This window comes from Hymenobacter sp. M1-2 (assembly GCF_057808495.1).
Genome location: NZ_JBTYZO010000004.1, coordinates 134,683 through 155,874 on the forward strand (window position 1 = coordinate 134,683; position 21,192 = coordinate 155,874).

General features: G+C 57.0%; 20 protein-coding genes. 10 read left to right on the forward strand and 10 right to left on the reverse strand.

Annotated features, from left to right (window positions below; genetic code table 11):
- Positions 1 to 92: 92 nt before the first annotated feature.
- Positions 93 to 638, forward strand: coding sequence for a YfiT family bacillithiol transferase (locus ACYSMN_RS05725; protein WP_488922892.1), 546 nt, complete (start codon positions 93 to 95; stop codon positions 636 to 638).
- Positions 639 to 828: 190 nt separating this feature from the next.
- On the opposite strand, the gene ACYSMN_RS05730 is transcribed toward ACYSMN_RS05725, so the two are convergent.
- Together ACYSMN_RS05730 and ACYSMN_RS05735 are read right to left on the reverse strand one after the other, a co-directional pair.
- Complete coding sequence (locus ACYSMN_RS05730; RefSeq protein ID WP_488922893.1) at positions 829 to 1,638, reverse strand: ABC transporter ATP-binding protein; 810 nt, start codon at positions 1,636 to 1,638, stop codon at positions 829 to 831.
- Positions 1,639 to 1,754: 116 nt separating this feature from the next.
- Entirely contained in the window at positions 1,755 to 2,486 is a 732-nt protein-coding gene (locus ACYSMN_RS05735; protein ID WP_488922894.1) for an MlaE family ABC transporter permease, read from the reverse strand.
- Between the two features lie 102 nt (positions 2,487 to 2,588).
- Here ACYSMN_RS05735 and ACYSMN_RS05740 point away from each other — a divergent pair, with 102 nt between their 5' ends.
- Positions 2,589 to 3,302 (forward strand): SDR family oxidoreductase, encoded by a 714-nt coding sequence (locus ACYSMN_RS05740; protein WP_488922895.1) that lies wholly within the window; start codon positions 2,589 to 2,591, stop codon positions 3,300 to 3,302.
- A gap of 750 nt (positions 3,303 to 4,052) precedes the next feature.
- On the opposite strand, the gene ACYSMN_RS05745 is transcribed toward ACYSMN_RS05740, so the two are convergent.
- On the reverse strand, positions 4,053 to 4,829 hold the full coding sequence (locus ACYSMN_RS05745) for a GIN domain-containing protein (protein WP_488922896.1): 777 nt from the start codon (positions 4,827 to 4,829) through the stop codon (positions 4,053 to 4,055).
- Between the two features lie 9 nt (positions 4,830 to 4,838).
- Here ACYSMN_RS05745 and ACYSMN_RS05750 point away from each other — a divergent pair, with 9 nt between their 5' ends.
- From ACYSMN_RS05750 to gldG, 4 genes are all read left to right on the forward strand, one after another.
- Positions 4,839 to 5,531 (forward strand): SDR family oxidoreductase, encoded by a 693-nt coding sequence (locus ACYSMN_RS05750; RefSeq protein ID WP_488922897.1) that lies wholly within the window; start codon positions 4,839 to 4,841, stop codon positions 5,529 to 5,531.
- Positions 5,532 to 5,648: 117 nt separating this feature from the next.
- Positions 5,649 to 6,557 carry a gliding motility-associated ABC transporter ATP-binding subunit GldA gene (gene gldA, locus ACYSMN_RS05755; RefSeq protein ID WP_488922898.1) on the forward strand — a complete coding sequence of 303 codons (909 nt, stop codon included), beginning with the start codon at positions 5,649 to 5,651 and terminating at the stop codon, positions 6,555 to 6,557.
- Between the two features lie 136 nt (positions 6,558 to 6,693).
- On the forward strand, positions 6,694 to 7,419 hold the full coding sequence (gene gldF / locus ACYSMN_RS05760; RefSeq protein ID WP_488922899.1) for a gliding motility-associated ABC transporter permease subunit GldF: 726 nt from the start codon (positions 6,694 to 6,696) through the stop codon (positions 7,417 to 7,419).
- Between the two features lie 263 nt (positions 7,420 to 7,682).
- Entirely contained in the window at positions 7,683 to 9,398 is a 1,716-nt protein-coding gene (gldG, locus tag ACYSMN_RS05765; protein ID WP_488922900.1) for a gliding motility-associated ABC transporter substrate-binding protein GldG, read from the forward strand.
- 9 nt (positions 9,399 to 9,407) lie between these two features.
- Here gldG and ACYSMN_RS05770 read toward each other — a convergent pair whose 3' ends face one another.
- Positions 9,408 to 9,635: a type II toxin-antitoxin system RelE/ParE family toxin gene (locus tag ACYSMN_RS05770; RefSeq protein WP_488922901.1), complete on the reverse strand. Its 228-nt coding sequence runs from the start codon at positions 9,633 to 9,635 to the stop codon at positions 9,408 to 9,410.
- A 50-nt stretch (positions 9,636 to 9,685) separates the two neighbouring features.
- Positions 9,686 to 9,865, reverse strand: a complete 180-nt coding sequence (locus ACYSMN_RS05775) for a hypothetical protein (RefSeq protein WP_488922902.1) — start codon at positions 9,863 to 9,865, stop codon at positions 9,686 to 9,688.
- An 886-nt stretch (positions 9,866 to 10,751) separates the two neighbouring features.
- Here ACYSMN_RS05775 and dnaN point away from each other — a divergent pair.
- Entirely contained in the window at positions 10,752 to 11,876 is a 1,125-nt protein-coding gene (gene dnaN, locus ACYSMN_RS05780; RefSeq protein ID WP_488922903.1) for a DNA polymerase III subunit beta, read from the forward strand.
- A gap of 249 nt (positions 11,877 to 12,125) precedes the next feature.
- Positions 12,126 to 12,467, forward strand: coding sequence for a gliding motility protein GldC (gene gldC / locus ACYSMN_RS05785; protein ID WP_488922904.1), 342 nt, complete (start codon positions 12,126 to 12,128; stop codon positions 12,465 to 12,467).
- Positions 12,468 to 12,703: 236 nt separating this feature from the next.
- On the opposite strand, the gene ACYSMN_RS05790 is transcribed toward gldC, so the two are convergent.
- From ACYSMN_RS05790 to ACYSMN_RS05810, 5 genes are all read right to left on the reverse strand, one after another.
- On the reverse strand, positions 12,704 to 13,228 hold the full coding sequence (locus ACYSMN_RS05790; RefSeq protein ID WP_488922905.1) for a DUF4890 domain-containing protein: 525 nt from the start codon (positions 13,226 to 13,228) through the stop codon (positions 12,704 to 12,706).
- A 332-nt stretch (positions 13,229 to 13,560) separates the two neighbouring features.
- Positions 13,561 to 14,097, reverse strand: a complete 537-nt coding sequence (gene dcd, locus ACYSMN_RS05795) for a dCTP deaminase (protein ID WP_488922906.1) — start codon at positions 14,095 to 14,097, stop codon at positions 13,561 to 13,563.
- Between the two features lie 119 nt (positions 14,098 to 14,216).
- On the reverse strand, positions 14,217 to 15,077 hold the full coding sequence (locus tag ACYSMN_RS05800; RefSeq protein WP_488922907.1) for a hypothetical protein: 861 nt from the start codon (positions 15,075 to 15,077) through the stop codon (positions 14,217 to 14,219).
- Positions 15,078 to 15,199: 122 nt separating this feature from the next.
- A complete protein-coding gene (hemL, locus tag ACYSMN_RS05805) occupies positions 15,200 to 16,528 on the reverse strand; it encodes a glutamate-1-semialdehyde 2,1-aminomutase (protein ID WP_488922908.1) in 1,329 nt (442 codons plus the stop codon).
- Between the two features lie 108 nt (positions 16,529 to 16,636).
- Positions 16,637 to 18,571, reverse strand: coding sequence for an ABC transporter substrate-binding protein (locus ACYSMN_RS05810; RefSeq protein ID WP_488922909.1), 1,935 nt, complete (start codon positions 18,569 to 18,571; stop codon positions 16,637 to 16,639).
- Positions 18,572 to 18,815: 244 nt separating this feature from the next.
- Between ACYSMN_RS05810 and ACYSMN_RS05815 the strand changes: the two genes are divergently transcribed.
- Together ACYSMN_RS05815 and ACYSMN_RS05820 are read left to right on the forward strand one after the other, a co-directional pair.
- Positions 18,816 to 20,291, forward strand: coding sequence for an NADP-dependent isocitrate dehydrogenase (locus tag ACYSMN_RS05815; protein WP_488922910.1), 1,476 nt, complete (start codon positions 18,816 to 18,818; stop codon positions 20,289 to 20,291).
- Positions 20,292 to 20,497: 206 nt separating this feature from the next.
- Positions 20,498 to 21,175, forward strand: coding sequence for a TetR/AcrR family transcriptional regulator (locus tag ACYSMN_RS05820; protein WP_488922911.1), 678 nt, complete (start codon positions 20,498 to 20,500; stop codon positions 21,173 to 21,175).
- The last annotated feature ends 17 nt before the right edge of the window (positions 21,176 to 21,192 follow it).

The following is a 21,192-nucleotide window of genomic DNA, read 5'->3' on the forward strand; positions in this document are numbered from 1 at the left end:
GAATTACGGCTTACGGCGGCATTATCAAATGGTTAATTGCGTAGACTTGCGCCGCGCTAGCGGCTCCTCGGTGGCGCTTCAACCCTGAAAATATGTCTGCTGCTGACCTCGATCTGCGCTACCCCATTGGCCATGCTACGTTGCCCGAAGGCCCCTTGGAGCGAGGCGCCCGTACGGCGTACATCGCGCAAATTGCCCTGCTGCCCGACCAAGTGCGAGCTGCCATCACCGGCTTAAGCCCGGCGCAGTTGGATACGCCCTACCGCTCCGGCGGCTGGAGCGCGCGCCAGGTGCTTCATCACTTGCCCGATTCCCACCTCAACTCCTACACCCGTTTTCGGCTGGCTCTTACCGAAGATTATCCGACCATCCGGCCCTACGAAGAGCAACTCTGGGCCGAACTGCCTGATGTAGCGGCCACGCCACCCGCCGTGTCATTGGCTTTGCTGGAAGCCTTGCACATCCGCTGGACCATCCTGCTACGCCACCTCACCGACGCGCAGTGGGCGCGCACATTCTATCATCCCGGCATGCAGCGCGACTTTACGTTGGACCAAGCGCTGGTACAATATGCTTGGCACGGCCGCCACCACCTCGCGCACATCACAGAGCTGCGCAAACGAGAAGGGTGGGAGTAATGACATGCGCGTAAGGCATCTGTCATTGCGAGGAGGCACGACGACGCAATCCTTCCTATAAGAGCGCGAAGCCCACTGAAGCGAAAAAGCCCTTGACGTTAGCGTACGTCAAGGGCTTGTCTGTTTAGGAAGCTTATCACATGAAGAGGAAGGATTGCTTCGCGCTGCTCGCAATGACAGTCGGCAGCAGTTATACTTCCGACAGTGGCTCGCTGGCTAAGGCTTCGAGGCCGCCTTCCGATTCTTCGTCTACGCGCTTGGCGGCGCGCACGAGGCTGCTGCTGAAAATGAACTCGCGCAGTTCGGGTACCTGGGCGTTCAGGATTTCGTCCTTGGTGCCGTCCCAGAGCTTGAGACCCTTGTGCATGAAGATGATATGGTCGCCGATTTCTATCACCGAGTTCATATCGTGGGTGATGACGACGGTGGTGATGTTGTATTCGTGGGTGATTTCGTAGATCAGCTTGTCGATCTTGATACTGGTGGCCGGGTCGAGGCCGGAGTTGGGCTCGTCGCAGAAGAGGTAAGTACAATTCGGCGCGATGGCGCGGGCAATGCCTACGCGCTTCTTCATACCACCGGAAATTTCGGACGGCATCTTGTTGCCCGCATTTTCGAGGCCCACGCGCTTGAGGCAGAATTCTACCCGGTCGCGGCGCTCCTCTTTGCTCATCTCAGGCGTGAGCATCTTCAGCGGAAACTCGGTGTTTTCGAACACCGTCATGGAGTCGAACAGCGCCCCACCTTGGAACAGCATCCCGATTTGGCGGCGGATTTCCTGACGGATATCCACTTTGTTGTTGGTGAAAACGGTGCCATCAAAGGTGATGCTGCCCAGATCGGGCTTCATCAGCCCCACGATGCATTGCAGCAACACGCTCTTGCCGGTACCAGAGCCACCTAGCAACAAATTGCACTTGCCCGTCTCGAATGTAGCCGTAATGCCCCGGAGCACTTGGTTGCCCTCGAAAGCTTTCTGGACGTTATGAACCTCAATCATCTTGGTTGCTGGTTTTTGGTTTTTGGCTCTTGGCTTTTGACTTTGGATGTAGTGTTGAACCGGCACGTGAAGCCAACTGAACGACAACCAACAACTAAAAACCAACAACCAACAACCTAAAGTAGAATGGCTGCCAGCGCGTAGTCGGCTAGCAGGATGGCAATGATGGAATTGGTAACGGCACCGGTGCTGGCCGCGCCAACTTCGAGCGCGCCGCCTTGTGTGTAGTAGCCCTTGAAGGATGAAATAGCCGACACGAGGAAGGCAAATACCACCGATTTAATCAGGGCAAACGTAATGTTGTACGGCACGAAATCGGTCCGGATGCCCTCAATGTACTCTTGCGCCGACATAGCCCCCGACAACGTGCCCGCCAGGTAGCCGCCCAAAATAGACAGCAGCATGGCTAGAATCACGAGCAGCGGGAACATGAGCATGGCCGCGATAATGCGCGGCAACACCAGGTAGGAAGCCGAGTTGATGCCCATTACTTCTAGCGCCGATACTTGCTCGGTGATGCGCATGGTGCCCAAGCCGCCCGCGATGCTGGAACCCACTTTGCCAGCCAGCACAATGCTCGTGATGGTAGGAGCCAGTTCCAGGATGGTCATCTCGCGCACCATGTAGCCAATGGTGCTCTTCGGGATGAGCGGGTTGATGAGGTTGTATGCAATCTGCACGCACGTTACGGCCCCAATGAAGGCCGACACGATGGAGACGATAAATACTGAATCGATGCCGATGAGGATGCACTCGTCGACGGTGCGCTGCCAGAGCACGGCAAACCGTTCTTTGCGCAGGAGCATGCTCTGCATGAACAACAGGAAAGAGCCGAAGGTCTTAACCATGAGAAGAGAAATGAGAGGAAAAGCAGGAACTTGCGGGGCGGCCCTAGCAGGGCCGTAGGAGCCCGGCCTCCTTACGTAAAATCTGAATCAATAATCAAAGGAATGGAAAAATATGTCGTGGTGACAGGGGGCAGCAAAGGAATTGGGCGCGCCGTAGTGTTAAGCTTTCTGCACGCCGGGTATTCGGTTGTTACGTGCGCCCGTTCGGCGCAGGATCTGGCTCAGTTAGAAACAGCTGTCAAGCAAGATGTTCCCGGCGCCGTGCTCCACACGCTACCCGCCGACCTCAGCCAGCCCGCCGACTGCCGTCGTTTCACCGATTTCGTACTAAGCCTGGGTGGTGCCGTGGAAGTGCTGGTAAACAATACCGGCGCCTTCTTGCCCGGCCGTTTGCAGGACGAGCCGCAGGATGGCTCCCAGCTGCGCCAGATGCTGGCCGTAAACCTGCTCAGCGCCTACGACGTGACGCTGCCGCTACTGCCCGGCCTGATTGCGCGCCGCCGGGGCCACATCTTCAACATCTGCTCCACGGCCAGCATTACGGCCTACCCCAACGGTGGCTCCTACGGCATTGCCAAACACGCTCTGTACGGCTTCAGCCGCAATTTGCGCGAAGAGCTAAAAGAGCACGACGTGCGCGTTACGGCCGTATTGCCCGGTGCTACGCTCACGGCCAGCTGGGAAGGAGTAGACTTACCCGCCGAACGGTTCATCAAAGCCGAGGACGTAGCCGCCGCCATCTATTCCGTCTATACCCTTTCGCCGCAGGCCGTAGTGGAGGAATTACTGATCCGGCCACAGCTCGGCGACCTATGATTCAATGAAGAAGGAGGAGTTGGTCGTTGGGTCCGTTCAGCCCGCTTTTTTGGCGGGCTGAACGGTCAAAGAGCGCACCGTTTAGTTAATGAACAATTGCGTAACCGAGCCCATAAACAACATCAGCTGACGGCGAGCGTTCAGCCCGCCAAAAAGCGGGCAGACCGGCGGGTGATTGAATGAGGAATAAAGAATGAGGTCAACCCGGCTGGTCGAAGGTCGCATAGGGCATTCTTCATTCAGTCCAGTTTCCAGACTGGTAGGACGCTGAGCCAGCCATCAATCAACTCAATTGTTGGCTGAGCGACGCACATACTTGACATATATAAAATCTAGTATTACCGCCCAGAAGCTCACGGTTAGCAGGCTTGTCACCCACGGCAATAGGACTCGTGCTGATAAGCCCAAACTAACTCCGAATAACCCTAGCGCGACTACGTAGCTGAGCTTGAAGAAGTCGAGCCGCATTTTCACGGGTTTACGTCGGAACCAAAGAGCGTAAACGAACACCAGTGCCGCTCCACTGATGCTGAGGATGATCCTATTCCCTGCCCAGTGCTGAATGTAGAAAAGCATTCCAACGCCCAAGCCCTGCACTGCTAGGAAGGTCAGCAGTAGAAAAGGCCTGTTGTGCCACATCGTGCCGTGCCAGACAACGAATAAAAACAGACCAAAGGAAAGTAGCTGCAACCCGTTGTACAGAGGGCCCGACGTAGCAAATAGCATTATGAAGCTGAATTGAAGAGGTAGTTAGTCCTGTTTTACCAACTTGCCTTTGCCCGTCAGACTGACTTGAGTATAGCTAGGGTTACCGGAATAATAGATGGTGCCAGAGCCGGCATGTATACCCGCAATGCTTTGGGAGCTATTGAGATAGATGCTATTAGCGGCGTAGAGTGATAGGTCCAGGGAGCAATATTGGGCGTGCATGCCGGTGGCGAAGAAGCGGCCTAGCCCGCCGCCGGATAGCAGAAGCTGGTCGGTTTGGCCGCGCAGGCGGTAGTCGCCAAGCTCGTACTGGTCGAGCCAGAGGTAGTTGCTGCGTAAGTCGAGGTCGTAATCGCCGGCAGCGCGCATGTGAATGAAGACCGTGTCGGCGCGGAACTGGCCTTCGGTGCGCACGGTACCCTGGCCTTCGTGGTCCATGTTGATAAGCGTAGGTAAGTGTAGAATCACCTCGTGCGCCACGTCGTAGCTGCGGGACCAGTTGCAGCTGCTTTCGTTGGAAACCGTTAGCCTTGGGCCTTGTATATCAAGCTTGATATCGGACTGCAAATGCGAGCCGGTGCGGACTTCGGCGTACGTTTCGGTATCCTGCACTAAGGTTACGTCTAGGTTGTCGGTGATGGTGAGGTCGTGGAAAGCGGACAGCTCGCGGCGCTCGGTGGTTTCTTCGCCCGCGCTTTTGAGGCAGTCGTTGTTTTGGCACGAAGCGAAGAGCCCGGGTATCAGCCCCAGGGCCGCACTGACACGTAAAACCCGCCAGGGGCCGTTAACTTGCAATCCGAACGTACGCCGAAACATCATCTTACAGCTATGGAACTAAGCGGCAAGGTAGCCATAATCACAGGGGTCAGCAAAGGGATTGGGCGCGCCACGGCCGAGGCGCTGCTGGCGCGTGGGGCTGTAGTGGCCGGCTGGGGCCGCACCGCGCCGGAAGGCTTAGCGCACGAGCGGTTCCAGTTTTTCGAGTGCGATGTGCGCAGTGAAACTGCCGTGCAGGAAGCGTACACCAATACACTTCGGGAGCTAAGCCCCGCTGTGCACGTACTTGTGAATAATGCGGGTATCGGCAATTTTGGCCCTGTGGATGGCTTTTCGTCGGAGGCCTGGCACGAGATGTTCGATACCAACGTGCACGGCTTGTTTTACTGCACGAAGGTTGTGCTACCCCAGATGAAACAGCAGCAGGAAGGCCACATCATCAACGTGGCTTCCTTGGCTGGCACGGCGGGCAGCGCCAATCTGGCCGGCTACTGCGCCACTAAGTATGCCGTGCGCGGCTTCTCCGATTCGCTGTTTAAGGAAGTGCGGCCGCAGGGCGTGCGCGTCACGTGCATCATGCCCGGCTCCGTCGAAACCAACTTCAACGGCGCCACGCCCGGCCAGGAGCCCGACCCACACAAGATGCAACCCGAAGACATTGCCGCCGCCATTGTGCACGCGCTGGAAGCTCCGCAAAGCACCATGATTTCGGAGCTGCAAATGCGCCCCACACAGCCTAAATGAGTTTTTGGTTTTAAGTTGTTGGCTTTTGTTTTGAAGGGCCAAAACAGCTGATGCTGCTGAATGTAGCCCGCACACAAAAACGTTAAGAACCAAGAAAAGCAGCTAGCAACGCAGTACATGGTAGAAGTTCAGCATCTGACGAAGACTTTCGGTTCGCAAACGGCCGTGAATGATATATCCTTCTCGGTGGGGAAGGGTGAAATACTGGGCTTTCTGGGGCCGAATGGGGCCGGAAAATCTACCACTATGAAGATGGCCACGGGCTACCTGCCGCCATCGGCGGGCACCATTGTGATAGAGGGCTACGACGTGCAGACGGCTCCGCTGGAAGTGCGCCGCCGGGTGGGCTACCTGCCTGAGCACAATCCGCTCTACCTCGATATGTACGTGCACGAGTACCTCGAATTCATTGGCTCGGTGCACGGCCTGAAAGGGAGTCAGCGCCGCCAGCGCGTACAACAACTCGTGGATAGAGTAGGGCTGGGGCGCGAGCAGAACAAGCAGATTGGGGCTCTCTCGAAAGGCTACCGCCAGCGCGTGGGCCTTGCCCAGGCCCTTATCCATGACCCCGGCGTGCTGATCCTCGACGAGCCTACCACCGGCCTCGACCCCAACCAGATCGGCGAAATCCGCAGCCTTATCCGGGAATTGGGCCAGGATAAAACGGTCATCTTCAGCACCCACATTCTGCCCGAAGTAGCCGCCCTGTGCAGCCGCGCAGTCATTATCAACCGCGGCCAGCTTGTGGCCGACTCGCCGGTGAGCGAGCTAGGTGGCAAAGCCCGCCGCGAAACCATCATCCGCGCCGAGTTCGAGCAGCCCATCGACACGGCGCCGCTGCTGGCCCTGCCCGGCATCAGCCACGTAGAGGCAGAAACGGGCAACACCTACCGTATCCGGGCCGCCGCCGGCACCGACCAGCGCGGCGCCATCTCCCGCCTCGCCGCCCAGCAAGGCTGGATACTGCTAGGCCTGCGCCAGGAAGAACAGTCGTTGGAGCAGGTATTTCAACAATTGACGAAATAAATGACTTAATGGCTGCATGGTTAAATGGTTGGTCGTTCCGCCGGCTCGTTACACAATCAATCATTCAGCCATTTAACCATTTAGCCATTTAACCATGCAGCCATTTAACAATTAAACTATTCAACCATTCAACTAGATGCTCGCCATCCTTCGCAAAGAATTCAATGCCTTTCTCAACTCGCCGGTGGCCTACGTCGTCATTGGCGTGTTTCTGGTGGCCACCGGCTTGTTCGTGTGGGTGTTTCCCGACAGCTCGGTGCTCAACTACGGTTTCGCCGACTTGCAGACGCTCTTCAACATGGCCCCCTGGATTTTCCTCTTCCTGATTCCGGCCATCACCATGCGCACCTTCGCCGAAGAGAAGAAAGCCGGCACCATTGAGCTGCTGCTCACCCGCCCGCTCACCGATGGGCAAATAATAGGAGGGAAGTACCTGGCCTGCCTGCTCCTGGCCCTGCTGGCGCTGCTGCCCACGCTGCTCTACTACTACTCCGTGTACCAGCTCGGTAGCCCCCAGGGCAACATCGACTCGGCCGCTACCGTGGGCTCCTACCTGGGCCTGACGCTGCTGGCGGCAGTATTCGCCGCCATCGGCATCTTCGCCAGCGCCATCACCCGCGACCAAATCATTGCCTTCCTCGTGGCCGTAGTCGGCTGCTTCCTGGTCTACTCCGGCTTCGACTCCCTGGCCTCGGTCTTCGATGGCGCCCCCGCCTACTACATCGGCCAGCTCGGCATCGCCGCCCACTACCGCGACATCAGCAAAGGCCTCATCGACTCCCGCGACCTGCTCTATTTCTTCAGCCTCGTTATTCTGCTGCTGCTTGGTACCCGGCTGGTACTGCAAAGCCGGAATTGGTGACCTAACCCCCTCTCCAAAAGAGAGGGGGAACTAGCTCTAGTTCTTAAAACTAGAAGTCTAGTTCCCCTCTTTTTTTAAGGAGGGGTGGCCGCAGGCCGGGGTGGTAAAAATCGTTGAACGACTACTAGCTCTAGCCCACTAACTCTAATCATCAACCACCCCCAACCCCTCCTTAACCAAGGAGGGGAGCTAGTTCTAAAAACTAAAACTAGTTCCCCCTCTCCCTTAGGAGAGGGGGCTAGGGGGTGAGGCCCCCGTCACACATGCCCGACCAACAACCCACCCCACCCACCCGCAAACGCCGCGACCTGACCCGCTTTCTGCTGGTCGTGGGCTTGCTGCTGCTTTTTAATTTCCTCGGCCAGCAGTTCTTCTTCCGGCTCGACCTCACGGAGGAGAAACGCTACACTATGTCCGGTGCTACCAGGCAGCTGCTAGAAAATTTGCGGCAGCCCGTTACCGTGACCGTGTATTTGACTGGCGACTTCCCGCCCGCTTTCCGCCGCCTAGAGCAGTCGGTGCGCGAAACGCTAAACGAAATGCAGGTCTATGGTGGCACCAACCTGCACTACGTCTTCCTCGACCCCTCGGCCGCCAGCACCGAAAAGGCTCGTAACGAGTACTATCAGACGCTGCTCAAAAAAGGCCTGCGCCCCACCAACCTGGGCGCCAATGAAAATGGCAAGCGGGTCGAGAAGATCATCTTCCCGTGGGCTACCGTGGCGGCGGGCGGCAAAGAGCAGCAGGTGCTGCTGCTGCGCGGCAACCAAGCCGCGCCCTCCGATGTGCGCCTCAACCAAAGCATCGAAGGCTTGGAATACGAGCTGGCCAGTGCCATCCGTAAGCTGAGCCCCAGTCAGCGTAAGCGCATCGGCATTGTAGAAGGGCACGGCGAGCTGAGCAACGTGGAAGCTGGGGACCTGATCGGCTCACTCAGCCAGTTTTATGATGTATTCCGGGTGAACCTGGCCAAGTCGCGCCCGCAGGATTTGCGCACGCTTAGTGCCCTCATCATTGCCAAGCCGACCGCCGCGGCCTATTCCGAGCCGGAGAAGTTCAAGCTCGATCAGTTTGTGACGCACGGCGGCAACGCGTTGTTTTTCCTCGATGCCATGCGGGTGAATCTGGATAGCGCCAACCGGGGCGGTATGCTCTCGTTTCCGCTCCAACTCGGCCTCGACGACCTGCTGTTCAAGTACGGCGTGCGCGTCAACCCTGATCTACTGCTAGACCTCAACTCCGGCGTCATTCCGCTCGTGACGGGCACCGAGGGCGACAAACCCAAGGTAGAGCCCATGCCCTGGCAGTTCTACCCGCTCATCAACAACTTCAGTCAGCACCCCATCACCCGCAACCTCGACGCGGTGTACACCAAATTCGTGAGCAGCCTCGATACCGTGAAGGCCACCGGCATCCGCAAAACGCCGCTGCTCTTCACTTCGCGTTACACTCGTGTGCTGCCCGCGCCTGTGCCCGTCAACCTCAACGACGCCCGGCTGCCACCCGAGCAGAAACTCTACACTTCCAAGTTCAAGCCGGTGGGTTATTTGCTCGAAGGCCAGTTCCGCTCTCTCTACGCCAACCGCGCTGAGCCCGGCACCACCCGCTTCCAGCCCGCCACCTCACCCCAGGACCGCCCCGCTAAAGTACTGGTACTCTCCGACGGCGACTTCGTGCGCAATGAAGCGGACCCCAAAACCGGCCGCCCGCTGCGCCTCGGCTTCGACCGTCTCGCCAGCACCGAATTTGCCAACCGCGAGTTGGTCCTCAACGCCGTCGACTACATGCTCGACGAAAGCGGCCTCATCTCTGTGCGTAGCAAGCAAATCACCCTCCGCCCGCTCGATAAGCTGCGCGTGGCCGAGCAGCGCAGCCGCTGGCAACTGCTCAATCTGGCCGCGCCGCTGGTGCTATTAGGCATCTTTGGGGCTGTGCGGGCCTGGCGTCGCAAGCGCCGGTACGCGCGGTTTGGCGGGTAGCAGTTACAGTTACAAGCTGGTAAGTGGTCTGGCCGTATGATGAATGTGCGTAATATCTACTCGCGTTGTATCAACGAGTTCGTATATAATCCGGTAGCGCCCTTCTCTTACTTCGCGTACTTTTTCATCCTGATACTCTGGTACAATGCGGCCAGCTTGAGGAAAACGAGCTAGCATATCAGTTTTGGATATGATCCGTTCTACAAGTTGTTCGGCGTAGCTCCGGGAAGCCTGCATAGCATAGTCCCGGACGCTACTGAGGTCTTCCAGTGCCGAGTTAGTCCATCTTATTTGAACCACGTTCTTACGATTTGCTTCACTTCTTCATGTGAAACAGTCTCGTCATTGCGGCTCTGCTCACGCCCTTTCTCAATCTTTTCAATAAAAATGAGCCGTTCTATAAGCTCATCCAACTCAATCTCTTCTGGTAGCGCGTTTACCGCGTCCAGAATTGTTTGCTTGTTCATGATGATAGGTTAGTGTAAGTGAAGTGAAACAAGGTAAGAGTTTCAACTACTTATTGGTTCGACATACAGCATGGCACAATTGGCGTCTGCTTTCCATCATTAGTGTTACATACCCTGCAAGTCACCGTCGATGATAGAATTATAAGGTTGCTTGAAGATTTTAACATACTACCCCACGTTGCGTAGTAGCCGCGTCGCGGCGGCAGGTTTGTAGCCTCAAGTTGATTCAGCGGATAGCGCCGCGTAGCGGTGCTAGATGGGCAGGTGTCTCTAGCACTGCTACGCGGCGTGGGGTCGGTCTAGGTCTGGTGTTCTACAAGCCTGAAGCCGCTACGCGGCAACTTGAGTATGCTATTATTTACGCCGCTTAACCTTTCGGATCAGCTAAGTAACAGCTTGAAAATAAACTGAGTTGACGGTCCACGAACGCACGAAGCCGCTCCTGTAGCGAATCATGTGGAGGCTATAGCAAAGCATGACGCCCCTGTAGCCAGCCATGCCAGGGTTGTAGCAGCCTTTGCCACCCCTGTAGCGGTCCATGACGCACCTATAACCGACCATGTCACCCCTGTAGTGGTCTTTGCTACCCCTGTAGTGGTCTTTGCCACCCTTGTAGCGGAGCATGTCACCCCTACAACGGTCTTTGCCACCCTTGTAGCGAAGCATGTCACCCCTGTAATGAGCTTTGCCACCCCTGTAATGGGCTATGACGCCCCTATAGCGGAGCATGTCAAGGCTGTAATGGTCTTTGCCACCTCTGCAATGGTTCTTGCCACCTCTACAATGGCTCTGCCGATACTGAAAGCAGCTTCTGCGGCGCTAGAAAACCCCGTTGCCGTTGCCTATCTTTGTCCACTCCCCCAAAACTCCGCAACGCTCCTTTCTTATGAAGTTCATCGTCTCGTCTTCCGCCCTGCTCAAGCAGCTCCAGAGCATCAACGGCGTGGTTACGAACAACCCCGTGGTGCCGATTCTGGAGAACTTTCTCTTCGAGATTGAAGAAGGCAAACTGACGATTACGGCCTCCGATCTGGAGACCAGCATGATAACGGAGCTGCCCGTGGAAGCCCGCGAAAGTGGCCGTATTGCTGCTCCCGCCCGCATCCTGCTCGACACCCTGAAAAACCTGCCCGACCAGCCCGTAACCTTCACCCTGGACGAGGAAACCTACACCATCGAAATCGCCAGCTCCAACGGTCGCTACAAGCTGGCCGGCGAGAATGCTACTGATTTCCCCCGCGTGCCCGTTGTAAAAGGCTCCGCGCCCGTAGAAATTCCTTCCTCTTCGCTTTCGCGAGCCATCAACAAGACCATCTTCGCCGTGAGCACCGACGAACTGCGTCCGGCCATGACTGGCATTCTGGTGCAGCTCGCCGACGCGCAAGTAACCTTTGTGGCCACCGACGGCCACCGCCTGCTGCGCTACCGCCGCTCCGATGTGGGTGCCGGGCAGACCGCTAACCTTATCATTCCGCGCAAAGCCTTCAACCTGCTGAAGGGCGCACTACCCTCCGAGGCCACGCCGGTGCGGGTGGAGTTCAACAACTCCAATGCCTTCTTCAGCTTCAACCAGATGCGCCTCGTGTGCCGCCTCATCGATGAGCGGTATCCCGACTACGAGAACGTGATTCCGGTATCGAACCCCAACAAGCTCATCATCAGCCGCCAGGAGCTGCTGAACTCGGTGAAGCGCATCAGCATCTATTCCAACAAAACCACCCATCAGGTGCGCCTGCGCCTCGCCGGCTCCGAGCTGACGGTTTCGGCCGAAGACCTCGACTTCAGCAACGAAGCCAACGAAAAGCTGGCCTGCCAGTACGACGGCGAGGACATGGAAATTGGCTTCAACGCCAAGTTCCTGCAAGAAATGCTCAGCAACATCGACTCCGAGGAAATCACCCTGGAGCTGAGCACGCCCAACCGCGCCGGCCTGCTCATGCCCACCCTCGCCGACGACAATGAGAACATTCTCATGCTCGTGATGCCGGTGATGCTGAATAACTACGTCTGATCACGGATGAGCACGGATTTTAGCGGATTTCACGGATTTTGTAGGCGACGCCTTACTGACCGTTTGATTACGCTTCGCTTTGGTTCGTGCTTTTCTAAATCATTTGGGCAGGTGTTTGGCCCTTCAAAGAAAATGCTGGCAGCCGCAAGGCTATAAGCTTGCAGCCCAAGTTGCCGTCCAAGTTGCAGTCCAAGCGTCGCCAGCGCCGTCCACAAAATCCGTGAAATCCGTTTAAATCCGCGCTAATCAGTGATCAAGAAATCCGAAATCCGCTTCAGCATTGCCCTCGACGACCAAAAAGTGCCGGAGGCAATTAGCTGGACGGCTACCGATGCTGGCCCCGACATTCACTTTGCCAAAGCCATCAACGTGGCCATCTGGGACCGGGACCAGGAAGGCACCATGAAAATTGACCTCTGGACCAAGGACATGCCTGTCGATGCCATGAAATACTTCGTGGTCGACAACATTGGCTCCATGGCCGAAAGCATCATGACGGCTACCAACGACGTAGTAATGGCCACCAAGATGCGCGATCTATGCCGCGTCCTCACCGACCATATCGACGAGGAATCTAAGAAGCAGAAATAGCTCCCCGTGGCGCGGACTTCAGTCCGCAGCCGTGTTGATTAAGCTCGTTGGCCTCAGTGCCAATTGAGTAACCCTCTTTATAGCGTGGGCTTTAGTCCGCTGCCATGCCAGTAGGAGCAAATTACACGGCATTGATTGATGCAGATGTGAGGAGCAGCGGACTAAAGTCTGCGCTACACGAAAAAGCCCTTCTGGTAGGTACCAGGAGGGCTTTTGGCTGAAAAATAATCTCTCGACTAGCGGGTTTGCGTGGTGGCTGGCTTACGGCTCGGGGCAATAACCGCGCTGTTAGTAGCCGGCGAAGGATTCTGCACCGAGTTGACGAAAATGTCGTTGGTGGAGCGGGCGGCGTAATCCTTGTCGAACTTATAGAAGTTGGAGCGGGAACCGTAGTAGCTGGTATACTGGTCGTTGGAAAGGACATCCTTCAGCTCCTTGTCTCGCTCTTTGCACACACCCTGGCACTGCTCATCCACCAGTTGGGGATTGCCAGCGTGCTTCTTCTCAATGGCCGCCATCTTGGCTACTTTGTCGTCGTTGATAGCGCGGAGGCGAGTTGCTTGATAGCCATTGAGGCGCAGGTCGCGCACCATTTGGTCGGAAAGGCGCTTGGCACGCTCCTGTACCGGATTTAGGCGCGGCGACGCTTGGGTCTTATCTCGAGGAGCCGGATTAGGCGGCGTTAAAGTCGATTTCTGTTGGGCCTGCACGCCGAGAGTTGCGGCGAGGAGCAGGGCAGCGGTGGCAAGTTGCTTTCTCATCGTTCGGAATATCGTTAACAGGTCAGACTAAACAAAAAACCACTGAACTGTAAACAGGGTGGGAAACTCCTGTTAAATGTCCTCTGCTAACGAAAAAACGTGCCAGGTAGTTTAATCTGGAAGTTTGAACGGCTGAATTGTTTTTGCCCCCTGTCATTGCGAGCAGCGCGAAGCAATCCTTCCTCTCACAGCGCAACACCCACTGAAGCAACAAGCCCTTGACGTTAGCATACGTCAAGGGCTTGTCTGTACAAGAAAAGTGAACCTTCGAGAGGAAGGATTGCTTCGCTCCGCTCGCAATGACACTCTGCTTCATACATGGACAGCAAGTGCTAAAACTTGTTTTTCCACATCATCGATTCCACGGGCTTCACCGTACGCTCGTTGTACTTGGCATTGGCCTTGCGGTTGTAGAAGGTTTCCACATCGCCTTGCACGGCGAAGTAGATGAGCTGGCCCACGGGCATAAGGTGGTAGATGCGTACCGGCATCGAGACGCTGATTTCCAGAGTCCAGGTGTTGCAAAACCCAATGTCTCCCTTGCCGGCCGTGGCGTGAATGTCGATGCCGAGGCGGCCGACGCTGCTCTTGCCTTCCAGAAACGGCACGTGCGCGTGGCTCTCGGTGTACTCCTCCGTTACGCCCAGGTACAGAATGCCCGGCTGGAGCACGTAGCCTTCTTCTGGTATCTCAAACACGTCTATTTCGTTGTGCTTACGCGCGTCCAGCACTTCGTCACGATAGGTGGCCAGGTAGCGGCCTAGGTGCACATCGTAAGAGTTGGTACCAAGGCAGCTTCGGTCGTAGGGCTGGATTACAATGTTGCCCCGCTCAATTTCGGCGAGAATCTGCTGGTCGGTGAGAATCATGGGTGATTTTAATTAGTAATTGATAATTAGTAATGAAGAATTGAGAGGTCATGAGCTACTTGATGCTAGCGCACAATGCCGCCAACAACCGAAAATTGCTCATTACTAATTCTTAATTACTAATTATTGTCTTCGTCTTCATACCGGTCTTCGGGGAGGGCTCCGGCGCGCGGACGGGGGCGAGAAGGGCTCTGCTTGTGCTCCACTTCTTCGGCAAGGCTGTCGAGGCGCGCGCGTAGATCGGGCAGCACGCTGGTGATGAGGAAAAGCAGCAGAAGGGTAGAGGAGCCGGCTAGCAGCAGCGTGAGGTAGTCCACCCAATCGTGGCGCGGAGCTACATCGAGGGCGCGCGCCGACCGGATGGCGGGCGCAGTTGACGTGTTGAGGCTGCTTTCAGGTTCGGGAGCAGGGTCTTCGGTGGCGGCTGCCGTGGAGGTGGGCGCGTCCACATCGGCGGGTGGCACGGCAGCCCCATCAGCCGAAAGGTCTTCTGGTACGGGGTCTTCGGAAGCATTGAATTGCGCGCTGCCCTGCCGGATCACACGTTGCAAGGAGCGGATCAGGGAAACTCGCTCATCGCGCGGCAGCACCCGGATAAAAAACTCAAAGTTCTTATCAACCAGAATGCTGTTCAACTGCTTCTCGAACTCCGCCAAATCGGTGCGGCCCTTGCCAAAGCGCCCCTTAAACCTTTCCGACACGCCATTGTAGTTGCGAAACAGCGTTTGCAGATCGGTACGGCCGAAGAAATTATCGAAGTCCTTGCGGTCCTTGGCCGTGCGCAAATTAGCCGGAAACTTGCCGCGCGTGAACGACTTGTCGTACACGGTTTCCATTGTGCGGAAGTTCAGCTCATCCACCGTGCGGTCGAAAAGGAGCTTGTTGGCCGCGGCGGGGCTGCTCGTTTGGGCGCGAAGTGCGGCGGGCACAGCAAGCCACAGCAACAGAAAAAATGCTAGCAGCGGACGAAATCGGGACATGGCAACACGGGTGGTTGCCGCAAATGTCGTAAATGCTTGTTCGTTTTCCGTTTTTGGTTGTTCGTTTTTCGTCAGGGCCTGAACCACGACGAAAAACGAACAACCAAAAACGAAAAACAAGACTACAGCCCGTGCGCCTCCCGCATAGATTCGCGGCAGGCCGTGAGGTAATGGTCCACGAGGTCGTCGGTAATGGCGGCGCTCACGAAGAGGGCCTCGTACTGCGCCGGCGCCAAATAGATGCCGCGGTGCAGCATGGCCCGGAAGTAGCGGCCGAAAGCCTCCGTATCGGAAGTTTTAGCTTCTTCGAGGTTGGTGACGGGCTTGTCGGTGAAGAACACGCTGAACATGGAACCGACCTGGTTCACGGTGTAGTTCAGGCCCAGCTCGGCGCAAATCTGTCGGGTACCATCGGCGAGGCGCGTCGTGATGCGGTTCAGCTCGTCGTACAGCTCGGGGTGCTCTTGCAAATAAGTGAGCTGCGCGATACCGGCAGCCGTGGCGATGGGGTTGCCGGAGAGCGTGCCCGCCTGGTACACTTTGCCAGCCGGCGCCACATTGTCCATGATGTCCTGGCGGCCGCCGTAGGCCCCCACTGGCATACCACCGCCAATGATTTTGCCGAGCGTGGTCATGTCGGGGGTGATGCCGTACAGTTCCTGCGCACCGCCGCGGGCAAGACGGAAGCCAGTCATCACCTCATCGAAAATAAGCACGATGCCGTGCTGCGTGCACAGGTCGCGTAGTCCTTGCAAGTAGCCTTCCTGCGGCGCCACGAGGCCCATATTGCCCACTACTGGCTCCAGAATTAGAGCCGCCACTTGCCCTTCGTTGACCACAATAATTTGCTCCACGGCGGCAAGGTCATTGTAGGGAACCGTGAGCGTGTCCTGGGCTACGCCCGCCGTTACACCCGGCGAATCGGGGGTGCCGAGGGTGAGGGCGCCGGAGCCGGCCGCAATCAGGAAGGAGTCGCCGTGGCCGTGGTAGCAGCCTTCAAACTTGATGATCTTGTCGCGCCCAGTGTAGCCCCGCGCCACCCGAATAGCCGACATCGTAGCCTCCGTACCAGAATTCACCAGCCGCACTTTCTCAATGCTCGGCACCATCTGCTTGATCAGTTCGGCCATTTCCACCTCCCGCCGCGTGGGCGCCCCAAACGACAGCGAAGCCGGAATAGCGGCCTGCACGGCTTCCAGCACGATGTCCGGCGCGTGGCCCAGAATCATCGGCCCCCAGGAGTTGATGAAGTCGAGATACTTATTGCCGTCCACGTCCGTGAGCCAGGCGCCTTTCGCCGACTGCATAAACACCGGGTGCCCGCCCACGGCGCGGAAAGCCCGCACTGGCGAATTGACGCCGCCCGGAATGTGGTTTTTGGCCCGCTCAAAAAGGTCGGCGCTGGTAGAGAGAGCAAGTTCGGGCGAGGCAGTCAGGGGAGAAGGTTGCATAAAGCGAAAAGTAGCGCGAAGCTCCAGCCCCGCGTATCGTTGAACAAATGTGGTGTTGCTGGTGCGGCGGAGGCGGGAAACCAACGTCCGGCGGCCCGTAAATACAACCTACCGCAGGCCCACAGGGTTCAGTACTTCCACCTCCAAACGCTCTAGTTTGGTGAGGGGCACGTACTGGTTGTCGTGGGCGCCGCCGGGGTAGCCGATGCCTTGGAAAACAGCGCCGGAAATGGGGCCGCCGTTGGCTAACTGCTGCTGAAAAGCCACGCCATTGAGGTGCAGCTGGCTGCCGAAGTAATACAGCAACTCGAAGCCCGTGAAGGCGAAGACCGAGGGCGGCAGGTTCTGGCGTTGGATGTAAAGCTGGCGAAAACGCTGCACGCCGAGGTTGGTTTTGTCGAGGAATTTGGGATGCACAAAATACACGTCGCGGGCATCGAGCTGGCCCAGGCTCACCCGGTTGTTGTCGATCCAGGAAGCATAGGTGAACAGCGGCACGCGGGCTCCTTGGGTTTGCAGCGTGCTAAGGGTGTACGCCCCGGCCTTCTTCCCATCGGAAGCCACCACAAGGTGCCCAACCGTCTTCAAATCCACCCCGGCAAAACCAGCTGCCATCGACTCGTCCACGTCGGAATTGATGCGGCGCAGTTGCAACACTTTGCCCCCGAGGGCTTCGTATGCTTGCTTGTAAGCTAGTCCGAAGGCAGCTTCGTCCTTGGTGTCTTCGTAGAGCACCAGCGCCGTGCGGGGGCCACCTAGGCGGTTATAAGCAAATTGCGCCGCCTGCTTGGCCTGGGTGGCGGTACTAGGCTCGAACAGATAATACCAGGTGTTATCGAGCACCAAGTCAGCATCCTGAGAAAGCGGATTCACGCAAATAATTTGCTTCTGCTGCGCGTAACGGGCCAGAATCTTACTGCCCGATTTGTACACTGGCCCAATAATCATGTCCATCGAAGCCAGTTCCGGTAGAGCCAGCACTTGCTTGAGCGTGAGCGTATCGGCGCCGGTATCGTAGGCAAAGAGCTGCACGGCCCGGCCCTCGCGTTGCAAAGAATCCTGAGCCAGGCGCAGGCCCGCGTAGAGGTCCGTTACAAATTGATTTTTGCGGCGGGTTTCCCAGCTCGGGTCGTTGAACTCGAAAGGCAGCAGCACCGCAACGTTGTAACTGGGCTTTTTAAGAATGCGTGGGCGGGGCGTGTAACGAGTCCGGTCCAGCGCAAATTGCGTAATAAGCTGGTCGAGCTGGGGCTTGTCGGCGTCGGTGTACCAGCCGCCGTTGGCCAGCTTATCGGCGTAGGCACGGCCCACGGCGGCTTCCTGCGGGTACGTTTTCAGCAAGCTCTGGAAAGTAGCTTTGTCCTTGACGCGCGGCAAATATTGCGCTTTCATCGCCTCTCGCTCCTGAGGCAGCTTGTCGGCGGGCAGTAGAGCCAGCACCTTCAGGGCATTGTCGAAGTCATTCAACTCAAACGACACTTGGCCTTGCAGAAACAAGGCTTCCGGCAGATTGGGCCACTGCGGATACTCGTTGCGCAGCAGGTTGAGCATCTGCTCGGCTTCGGCCCACTTCTTGGCGCGGCCAGCGGCTACGGCATATAAGTAAGCTGCTTCCGGGGCGCGCTCATATTTTTTGGTTGGCGCTGTAATGGGTTCTAATTCCTGCATGGCCAAGTCGTAGCGGGCCTGGTCGAGGAGGGTTTTGCCGTTTTTGTAACGGGTGTTGGGGTCCAAGGAACCCAGATTGGCTGGTAGGGGCGGGCCGGTTGGCCGAGGCGCCGGAGCCGCCGGTTTTGCGGTGGTACCTGGGGTGTTAGCGGGTTTTGTAACCGGCACGGCAGTTTTGGATGCTACACCCGCGGCCGGTTTGGCTGAGCTGGTGGTGGCAGGAGCCGGCGTAGCAGGTTTACTAGGAGTCGGAGCCGACGCTTCTTTCTTCGGTGGTGCCGTAGTGGCTGGCTTCGGTTTAGGTGTGGTGGGTTGCTGCGCTTGCGCGGACGAGAAGCCCAATGCAACACCAATACACACAGCAGCAACGTGCAAAGAATAGAAAAACCTCATAGACCGAGGAGCCAAAACGAAAGAGGCGGAACAACCAAGGAGCCGCCACCCAGCGGCTCTGCTAACAAAGGTACGCAGGAACCATAGCGAAGGTAAATAAGTCAAAAATGTTTAGCTACAAATTTTGATAGTATTACTATCAAATAAGAAAGTTGCCTTTATATTTGCGCCGTAATCATTCTTCACCACCTGGCGGCTCAGCCAGCCAGGACAAGCTTCGCAGAGTATGCAACCCAAAGCCCGCATTACAGTGGCGGCCGGCGACGGTATCGGCCCCGAAATCATGACCCAGACGCTGCGCATTCTCGACGCGGCTGGAGCTGCCATCGAGCCGGAATTTATTGAGGTAGGGGAGCAAGTGTACCGGGCGGGCCAAGCTTCTGGTATCGGCCCCGAAGCCTGGGAGTCGTTGCGCCGCACGCGGGTACTGCTGAAAGCGCCCATCACGACGCCGTTGGGTGGGGGCTATAAGAGCCTCAACGTGACGCTACGCAAAACGCTAGGCCTCTACGCCAACGTGCGGCCCTGCCGCTCCCTGTTTCCGGCCGTTGCTACGCGTCACCCTAATCTGGACGTGGTGGTAATTCGGGAGAATGAGGAGGATTTGTACGCCGGCATCGAGCACCAGCAGACACCCGAGGTGATACAATGCCTCAAGCTGGTGAGTCGGCCGGGGTGCGAGAAAATCGTGCGCTACGCCTTTGAATACGCCCGGCGCCACGGCCGCAAGCGCGTAACGTGCATGACCAAGGACAACATCATGAAGCTTACCGATGGCCTTTTCCATCGCGTGTTCATGGAAATTGGCCAGCAGTACCCCGACATTCAGCAAGACCACCAAATCATTGATATCGGGACGGCGCGGCTGGCCGATACGCCGGAGGCGTACGACGTGGTAGTGACCTTGAACCTGTACGGCGACATCCTGTCGGACGTGGTGGCCCAGCTCACGGGCTCGGTAGGCTTGGCTGGTTCGTCCAACATCGGCGACCAAGGGGCCTTATTCGAAGCCATTCACGGCTCGGCCCCCGACATTGCGGGCCGCGACATAGCCAACCCATCCGGACTGTTGCAGGCGGCGGTGCTTATGCTCGTGCATCTAGGCCAAAATGAAGTAGCCGAGCGCGTCCATAACGCCTGGCTCTGCGCCCTCGAAGATGGCCAGCACACAGCCGATATTTATCGTCCCGAAACCAGCCAAGCCAAAGTCACGACGACAGGCTTTGCCGATGCCGTAATTGAGCGTCTGGGCCGTACACCCAAGCAGCTGGCCCCTTTTCAAGCGGCTCCGGCCACCCCGCCTTCTGAGGGAGCAACTCCGCATTATGAGCGTACCCCCGTAGTGCAGGAACTGGTCGGGATAGACGTATTCGTGCGCTGGGATGGTGCCAACCCTGTGCTGCTTGGTCGCCAGCTCGAAGCACTTGCCGGCCCGCTGCTCAAGCTTAAACTCATCACCAATCGGGGCGTGAAGGTTTATCCCGACGGCCACCCCGAGACGTTCTGCACAGACCACTGGCGCTGCCGTTTCGTGGCTTCCGAAGCTATTAGCAATGCTCAGCCTGGCTACACACCCATTCATTTCGCCGATGTGTTGGCTTTGCAGCACCGATTAGCCGATGAGGACGTCTACATCGTCAAAACCGAAAACTTGTATCTAATGGATGGGCAACGAGCCTTTTCACTAGGCCAAGGGGAGTAAGAAAGGGCGCTATATTTTAATTGAAAATTAAGCTCCATTTAATGAAGTCTTAAGAACGCGTATGCCATCCGGCGGTAATTTTGCCCTCAAGAAGGAAAGTAAATTTCTTGCGCAGTATTGCTCGTCTGTTATGGTATACGCGTTTGCTTCACTGGATGAAAGCAATACTTCCATACATTACTAGCTCACCTTCCTTCATAGCACTCATGAGCACCGCCCTTCGCATTGACCTGAATGAAAAACTTTACCTCCGCGACCCACAGGATACGGATTTAGGCCGGCGCCTGATTGCGGAGAGTATCAAGCTGATTGATGAAGTCGGTTTCGAGCAATTCACCTTCAAAAAGCTTGCGCTGCGGATAGAGTCGACGGAAGCGTCCCTGTACCGCTACTTCGAAAACAAGCACCGGCTGCTTGTCTACCTCGTATCATGGTACTGGGCTTGGTTGAGCTTCCAGATTCGGTTTCACACGCACAACGTGGCCGATGCCCGCGAACGGCTGCGGCTAACGTTGCGCATCCTCACCCGCGCCCACCACGATGACCCCACTACCTCGCAAGTGGATGAGGCGGCGCTTTATCGCATTGTCGTGAATGAGGCGTCGAAGGCTTACCTCACCAAAGATGTAGACGAGGATAATCAGGCTGGGCTGTTTCGGGAATACAAGCGGCTAGTAGCGGGAATTGGCGATGTAGTGAGCGAAATAAACCCCAACTACGCCTACCCGCACGCGCTGGTGAGCACCCTAATGGAGGCAGCACGCAAGCAGTTCTTCTTCGCTCAGCACCTACCTTCCCTCACCGACGCGCCCACCAAAAACGCGGCCATCGACGATACCGTGTATGTTTTCCTCGAAGGCCTGGCCTTTGCAGTGTTAGGCTAAAGTATCTGCCTGTGGCA